This is a genomic window from Acidobacteriota bacterium (genome assembly GCA_009861545.1).
Classification (GTDB): Bacteria; Acidobacteriota; Vicinamibacteria; order Vicinamibacterales; family UBA8438; genus WTFV01.
Window position 1 is genome coordinate 36384 of sequence record VXME01000053.1, and the last position, 7083, is coordinate 43466.

General features: G+C 65.4%; 8 protein-coding genes. 3 read left to right on the forward strand and 5 right to left on the reverse strand.

Features of this window, described 5'->3' with window-relative positions:
* Positions 1–87 precede the first annotated feature (87 nt).
* Entirely contained in the window at positions 88–396 is a 309-nt protein-coding gene (locus F4X11_08260; GenBank protein ID MYN65006.1) for a hypothetical protein, read from the forward strand.
* A 41-nt stretch (positions 397–437) separates the two neighbouring features.
* Here F4X11_08260 and F4X11_08265 read toward each other — a convergent pair whose 3' ends face one another.
* Positions 438–1196: an isoprenylcysteine carboxylmethyltransferase family protein gene (locus F4X11_08265; GenBank protein MYN65007.1), complete on the reverse strand. Its 759-nt coding sequence runs from the start codon at positions 1194–1196 to the stop codon at positions 438–440.
* A gap of 344 nt (positions 1197–1540) precedes the next feature.
* A complete protein-coding gene (locus F4X11_08270) occupies positions 1541–2677 on the reverse strand; it encodes a DUF1624 domain-containing protein (GenBank protein ID MYN65008.1) in 1137 nt (378 codons plus the stop codon).
* 350 nt (positions 2678–3027) lie between these two features.
* Here F4X11_08270 and F4X11_08275 point away from each other — a divergent pair, with 350 nt between their 5' ends.
* Positions 3028–3684 (forward strand): metallohydrolase, encoded by a 657-nt coding sequence (locus F4X11_08275; protein ID MYN65009.1) that lies wholly within the window; start codon positions 3028–3030, stop codon positions 3682–3684.
* A gap of 128 nt (positions 3685–3812) precedes the next feature.
* On the opposite strand, the gene F4X11_08280 is transcribed toward F4X11_08275, so the two are convergent.
* The 3 genes from F4X11_08280 to F4X11_08290 all read right to left on the reverse strand — a co-directional run bounded on the left by F4X11_08280 (position 3813) and on the right by F4X11_08290 (position 5405).
* A complete protein-coding gene (locus F4X11_08280; GenBank protein ID MYN65010.1) occupies positions 3813–4442 on the reverse strand; it encodes a hypothetical protein in 630 nt (209 codons plus the stop codon).
* A 54-nt stretch (positions 4443–4496) separates the two neighbouring features.
* On the reverse strand, positions 4497–4868 hold the full coding sequence (locus F4X11_08285) for a hypothetical protein (protein ID MYN65011.1): 372 nt from the start codon (positions 4866–4868) through the stop codon (positions 4497–4499).
* A gap of 90 nt (positions 4869–4958) precedes the next feature.
* The gene (locus F4X11_08290) at positions 4959–5405 is read right to left on the reverse strand and encodes a PQQ-binding-like beta-propeller repeat protein (protein MYN65012.1); all 447 of its coding nucleotides are present in this window, start codon (positions 5403–5405) and stop codon (positions 4959–4961) included.
* Between F4X11_08290 and F4X11_08295 the strand changes: the two genes are divergently transcribed.
* Entirely contained in the window at positions 5277–6977 is a 1701-nt protein-coding gene (locus F4X11_08295) for a carboxypeptidase regulatory-like domain-containing protein (protein MYN65013.1), read from the forward strand. The genes F4X11_08290 and F4X11_08295 overlap by 129 nt on opposite strands.
* Positions 6978–7083: the final 106 nt, after the last annotated feature.

Sequence of the window (7083 nt, forward strand, 5' to 3'; positions counted from 1 at the left end):
ATTGCGTCGATCACGAGTACGCGCAGTTCCCTGATCTCGGCCAACACCTCGTCGATCCGCTCGTTCGTGTCGTCAATTCGCTCGTTCGTGTCGTCGATCCGCTCGTTCGTGTCGTCAATCCGCTCGTTCGTGTCGTCAATCCGCTCGTTCGTGTCGTCAATCCGGGCGTTCACATCACCGATGCGTGCACTTACATCGCCGACCCGGGCGTTCAGGTTCGCGTTCGTGTCGTCGATCCGGTCGTTCAACCCGCTGGCGATGATTGCCACGAAGCTCACGACGACGGTGATCGTGGCGATTCCCGTTCCGATTACGGAGACGACGATCGACCGCATGTCCGTCATAGTTTATCACTATATCATGGTTAGCTCCGGTCAGAATCGCCGGCGGCGGTAGCGCGCCTCGCGGCCGCGGGGGAGACGGTGTTCCCGGATGGCCTACTCCGGCGCCGGTGGCGCGGACCGAAGGCGCGGGAAGAAGCGGCCCGTCCGCGCCATGTAGCGCCGGTAGTCGTCGCCGAAACGCTCGACGAGCTTCCCTTCCTCGGTCGCGGTCCGGATCACCAGCAGGGCCAGGGCGGCGAAGCCCGTCAGCGCGATGAACCAGTTCGCCGTGGTGAGGGCGTTGGCGGCGAACGCCAGGGCGGTGGTGACGTAGAACGGGTGGCGGACGTAGCGGTACGGGCCGCTCGTTACCAGCGCGTGCTCGCGTCGAGTGACGACGGTGTCGGTGATGTTCCGGCCGAGGCTGCGAAACGTCCAGATGCCGAGCGCCACGGCGGGTAGACCGATCGCCGCGCCGGCCCAGCGCAGCGCGGCGGGCAGCGGTACGGAGGCCCAGGACATCCAGGCCGGGTCGAGGACGAAAGCCACGAGGCCGCCCATCGCCGCCAGCCCGCACGGGCGCAACGTGAGGAGGATGAACAGTCCCTCCTGACGACGGTCGAGCTTCTCCCGGCTCGCCTGCGACCGGATCCGGTGGTAGAGGGCGACCGGCAGGAAGGCCGCCATCCCGAGGGCGAGGATCAGCCGGAAGGTCTGGTCGTCAGCCATCGTTGCGCGCGCCTGTCGGACGCGAACTCGGGCTCGCCCGGTCGCAGCCCGCTCTGTGCTCACGTGCGCCGCGAAACCCGCGACCGCGTCCGCACACCTCCAGCATAATCGTATGCACCGGCACTGGCCGAACACGGACTCCATCACCCAGCATTCCCCAACCCGAAGAACACCCTCCACGACCCGCGGTCCTCACGATGGACGAAATCACGAGATTCGGAGCCGCGGAGCTGGCGCGGCGAATCCGCGTCGGGCACGCGAGCCCGCTGGAGGTCGTCGACGCGCACATCGCGCGGATCGAGGCGGTCGAGCCGCACATCAAAGCGCTGATTACCACGACGTTCGACGCGGCCCGGCGCACGGCGCGGCAACTGACCGACACCGGCGTTCCCGCCGATCGTCGCGAGGCCCGGCGAGGACGAAGTCGCGCTCGACGTCGCGGCCGTGCTGGAACGCGAGTTCGGAAGCCGTGTTCCTCCGCGCACGTGTCAAAAGTAGCGCAGCCAGGCCAGATCCCTGCGCCTCCGCTTCCAGCGGGCGAATCCACGGGTCGGAAAGTACAGCGGTACAGCGAGCGCGGCGGCGAGGAGCCACAGCACGCCCAGGTTCGGCACGCTCAGGTACTCGCCCTGATTCGGCCCGTACAGGGCATAGGCGGCCAGGTAGCCCGCCTTCAGCACGTACAGGTGGAGGACGTAGAAGAACATCGGCGCCGCCCCGAAGGTCGCGACCGCCGCGGTAATTCGCCGGTTCTCGGTTGCTTCGAACAGCGCCAGCAGAACCGCCCCGGCCCCCAGCGTGGCCAGCAGGAACAGCAGCGACGGCGGGTACTTGGTGAGGGACAGGAAGCTCATCAGCGTCGTCAGCGCGTCGGGGCTCACGAACCGGGGAGCGTCGCCGTAGACGTTCAGCCAGCGGAGCGCCACGAAACCGACGAGCAGGGCGGCCCCCAGCGTCAGGAGGCGGCGCACCGTCGTTCCCTCGGCCCGGATGCGGGCGAACCACGGCCCCGTCGCATGGCCGAGGACGATGACCCCGATCCACGGGAGGACGGGATAGCTCGTTCGCGCGGTCACGCCGGCGCCGAGCTCGATGATGTCGCGCTGGTGCAGGATGGCCCAGGGAACGAAAAACGGGGACTCGCCGGTCAGGACGATGCCGTCGAGCAGGTGATGCCCCGCAACCAGCAGCAGCCCCACCGCGAGCTGCCAGCCACGGCTCAGGTGCAGCAGTCCCGCGAGCGCGATCATGCAGATGCCGATGCACCAGATCACCTGCAGGAAGAACCTCGAGGGAGGAAACTCCGCCGTCCAGGCGAACCCCACGACGGTGATCTCGAGCAGCACGAGGAACGCGCCGCGCTCGAGCAGGAACACCGAGGTCTCCCGCCGCGTGTGGGTCGCGCCGTGGAACCAGGCGCCGATTCCGGTCAGGGCGATGAACACCGGCGCGCAGATGTGGCTCAGCGAACGGGTGAAGAAGAGCCCAGCCGGAGTTGTCGTGACGTCCACCGGATCGCCGACCTGCGCGTGCAGATAGACCGTCTCGCGCACGTGGTCCACCAGCATGAGCAGCATGACGAGCCCCCGGAGGGCGTCGATGCTCGCGACTCGCCGTCCGGTCATGGGGTCATTCTCACATCATCGGGACGCCGAGCGAGGGCGCGCCGGCTCGATCATGCCATCGCGTTCCGCCTCTGGCGGGCGCGCCGACCATCGAACCGCCGCATCAGACGATTCGGCGATTCCTTGCTCTCGCGTAATGTCCTCCAGCACGCCCACGGCCGCATCCGACAACGGCACCCGATGTTCCGGGACGGGATTCGCGTTCGGTCATTCGCTCGATTTCGGGTTGCTCGGCGATGAGCGTCTGTTAGCCTGACAGCGTAATCGATCAACAGATACGGTCGGCGTGGCGCCGTCGAGGATCGGAGGATCACACCGATGTCCCGTTTCCACCTGGACGCGAGCCAGCCATGAGACGACTCTATCCGGACCTGTGGCAGACGGCCCAACAGAAGCAGTTCTCCACGCTGACCGTGCATGCGTACCTGCTCGACCGACCTGTCGGCAATGCCCTGTTCTACAACCCGCGAAGCTCCGGTGATTTCGCAGCGGTCGCCGACCTTGGCGGGATCACCCACCACTACCTGAGCCATTGCCACGAAGTCGGCGACGGGCTGCCGGGCGTCGCGGAGCGCTTCGATTCGAAGTTGTGCTGTCACGCCGGCATGGAGCCGTATCTTGCCAACACGATGCCCGCGGACGTGTACTTCGATTCGCCCGACAGGGAGCTTCACGCCGGTGGTGTCGAAGTGATCCACACGCCCGGCCACACGGACAACAGCGTGTGCTATCGCTACCGCTCGCCGCACGGACGGACGTACCTGTTCCCAGGCGACACTCTCTACCTGGACCACGGAGAGTGGGCCACCCTCGTGGTTTCTCAAGACGGGGGGAACCGCCGAGACCTGGCCCGAAGTCTCGCGCTGCTGCGTACTCTGGATGTCGACGTGATCATCTGCAGCGTGTCCATCGGCGACATGAAGATCGTCGAGGTAACTCGCCCGGAGTGGTGGAGAATCATCGACGACTTGATGCGGCGTCTGGCGATATCCAATCACCAGGCCTAGATCCGCGGACCGCCGCGTTCGTCCAACCGGAGTTCTGGAGTTGCTCCCACGTCCAGCTTGTCGCCGCTGCGGGCGCATCGCCAGCGGTCGTGACGGGGCGGAACCGTAGCGACAGTGACGGTCTTCCGCTACTCGGAACCGCCCACCTTGCGTCGACCGGACTCAAGAGCCGCGTAGGCCTCGTAGGTCTTCGGTCCCGGAACGGACTTGATGCGCTCCCAAGCCGCCACGGCGTTGGCCCGGCCTTTGCCCCTGTTAGCCGGGTCCGCCTTGAAATCCGTCACGAAATTGTTGAACCGAGCGGCGGGGATCCGCGGCAAGCGGCCCTCCGAGCGCATAAGCTCCAGTAATCGATTGCCGAGATCCGCGTAGGTGATGCGCCGGCCTGCCTGAAGTTGCGTGCGGCGCAATTCGTTGAGCCAGTACCACTGGCCTGACTTGTCTCTCAGCGACGGGGAGCACGCGTGGACGAGGTCTCGCAGGAAGGCCTTCGTTCTCCGGTCGTCGACGTAGGTCTGGACGATCGTGTCGGCAGCCAGCCTGTCGCGCTCTTCGCCGGACCGTCGATCGGGCACGGGTTTGGCAAGCGGAACCATCCCCGTTCGAAGAACGCCACGGATGAGCGACTCAAGCTCCAGCTTGCGCCGTCGGCCGACAGGGATGCCGAGCTGACGCGCAAATGCCTTGAGATCCGCGGCATAGAAGTAGCCGTCGTCGAACTCCTCGACCGACATGGAGGCACGGAGCTTCGACATCACGCTGGACGCATGGTTCTTGGACGTCTCGGTGGCTCTCGGGGTTCGCCCCCTCGATCAAACCGAGAGGCTGACAGTCCAACTGGTGAAGCGGTCGAAAGACGTGGCAATGTGTATGAAATGCACCTCGCCAGGGACAACGTCGAACACACTGTCGTACGTCCTTCCATTCGACAGTCGGACTACCACCCTGGCGGCGACGGGAGCGTTCGTCGTGTTGGTCAGCCTGCCGTCGAATCCCCGTGAGAACGTTTCGTAGCTGATAGTGAGTTCCACGCCGCCCTCGCTCAGCATGGCGACGTCGTCGAGTCTGTACTCGAGCTCGGTTTCGCTTGGTCCGAATGGGCTGTCACAGCCCAGAAGCAGCGTGACAAGGGCAATGATCGAGACGGAGGCACGGATGATGACGGCTCTTCGACGTTTCATCATGGCGGCTCCATTCAGTGAGCGGCTGCTTGCATCCCGCTGGCCGTTCTTCGAACCTCCTTGCCGCGCGTTCCATGCAACTCTCCCTGCAGCCTACTCGGGCAGTGCGAACACGAACAGGTTGTTTCCGTCGCTCGGATGCAGCTCCGGGGTCAGGTTGATGAAGCGCGCCGTGCCGGTGCTGACCGCCACGTACTGCCGGCCGTCGACGGCATAGGTGATCGGGAAGCCGGAGACCGGCGAGCCGAGGTTGATCTCCCAGAGGATCTCCCCCGTGGTGTCGTCGAACGCGCGGAAGCGCCCGTTGACGTCGCCCCCGAAGACCAACCCGCCGCCGGTCGCGACCAGCGACATGGTCGCCGCGCGCTGCTCGTGGACCCAGGCGGAGACCCCGGTCTCGGCCGAGATGGCATGCACGGAGCCCACCTGATCGGTCCCGGGCGCGATGCGCGCCCGCCACTGGATCGCGTAGATCGACGTGCTGTCCGGACCCTCCGCCCGCATGTTCGCGCAGACGTTGCGCAGCGGCATGTACATCATGTTGGTCAGCGGGCTGTAGGCGCCGGCCTCCCAGTCCGGTATCACGTTAGCGTATCCGACTACAACTCATTCACCAACAGTATCTTACGGAGATGCCACCTCGCTCCGCCAGCCGCCCGTGCCAGCCAAACGGGCCTGCCAGCCAGGGGACGGGGTCCCGGTGGCATCGTTGCGGCGCAGCCGTTCGACCGCGGCGCGGTCCTTCGCAAGGTCGGGCAACGCGTAGATCATGGTCGTTTCGGGCCGAGTGTGTCCATGGACGTCCTGGACGTCGGCCACGTCGGTTCCAGCGCGTCGGAGTCTGGCGGCGAGCAATGCGCGGCCCGCCCGGCTCGCCCTGATGCACTGGCCCAGTCCGTTCCAGTCAAGTGGGGGACCCAGGCGAGCTATACTCCGAGGATGACCAGCGGCACGAAGTGGGTCGTCGGCAACTTTGCCGCCGTAGCGCTCGCCACGACGTTTACCAGCGCGTGCGGTGACGAGCCTTCGGTGCCTGCCGGCCCGACCCCGACGACCGTTCCGCCCGTGACCGTCGAGGAGTCTGGATTCACGCTGTCCGGCACCGTGAGCGACGGGCGGATGAACGGCCCCGTACTTGCTGGCGCGACGGTGCGGGCCACTCCTCCCGGCACTGCGGCAACAACCGGTTCCGACGGGCGGTACGAGGTTCGCAATCTCTCGGGCGCAGTCACGGTCAGTGTCGGCGCGACGCACTACAAAGCATCAGAGACGACCGAGGTGACGATGGATAAGGATCGCACCCTTGACTTCGTCCTTGAGCATACTGGGAACCCGCCGTACCAAGGGACGGTTTTCATCACGCCGGATCTTCTCGGGCCTGCGGATCCGACGTCGCTTCGAGATGTAACGTACACCGGGCGCGACGCTCGGACGATCTTTGATGCGCGCGTTGAAGAGTGGATTCCGCGCGACGTCTATCTGTTCGAGATGCGCTACTCCGGTGGCACGCTGGAGTTCCAGGTCAATCCGGAGTTTGGCAGCGTCGACGCGGCGCGGGCGGAAGTCGACGCGTACGCGCCGGCAATTGGGCGCTTGCCGGTCGCTCTCATGTCGGAATTGGTCTATGTCACGATCAACGCCGGGACGGAATTGTTCAGGGCCGCTATTGGCGGCAGTTGGCACGGGGGAATAATCATCCACACCGGCCAAGGGGTGGAGTACACGCGCGATGGGTTTCTCGAAGAGGTCCTGTTCCACGAAGCGGGGCACGTGGCGCTGGACCTTGACCATGCGAGCGCTTCGGGATGGCGCACGGCGCAGGAAGCGGACAGCGTCTTCATCTCGGATTACGCCCGCGCCAACCCGGACCGCGAAGACGTCGCAGAGAGCATTTCTGCGTGGTTTGCCGTCCGGTATCGTGCCGAGCGATTGTCCGAATCGGACCGGGCAGCGATTCTGACCGCTATACCGAACCGTTCGCTCTACTTCGACGACCTGGGCTTCGACATGTCGCCCTACCAGAGGTCAACGAGATCGGCTGCCCCCGTTCTTGGAGAGCCTTGGTTGCAGCTACGGATCTGGTTTCCGTTCGAGGGATCGCCCATTCGGTAGGCATTGTTTCGTGAGGGGTGGAGCAAGGTCAATGGAAGAATGGAGCATCGTGCTCGGGTTGGCGGCGACGGTGGTTCCGACCGCAGCGGTCATCGTGACGGCGTTG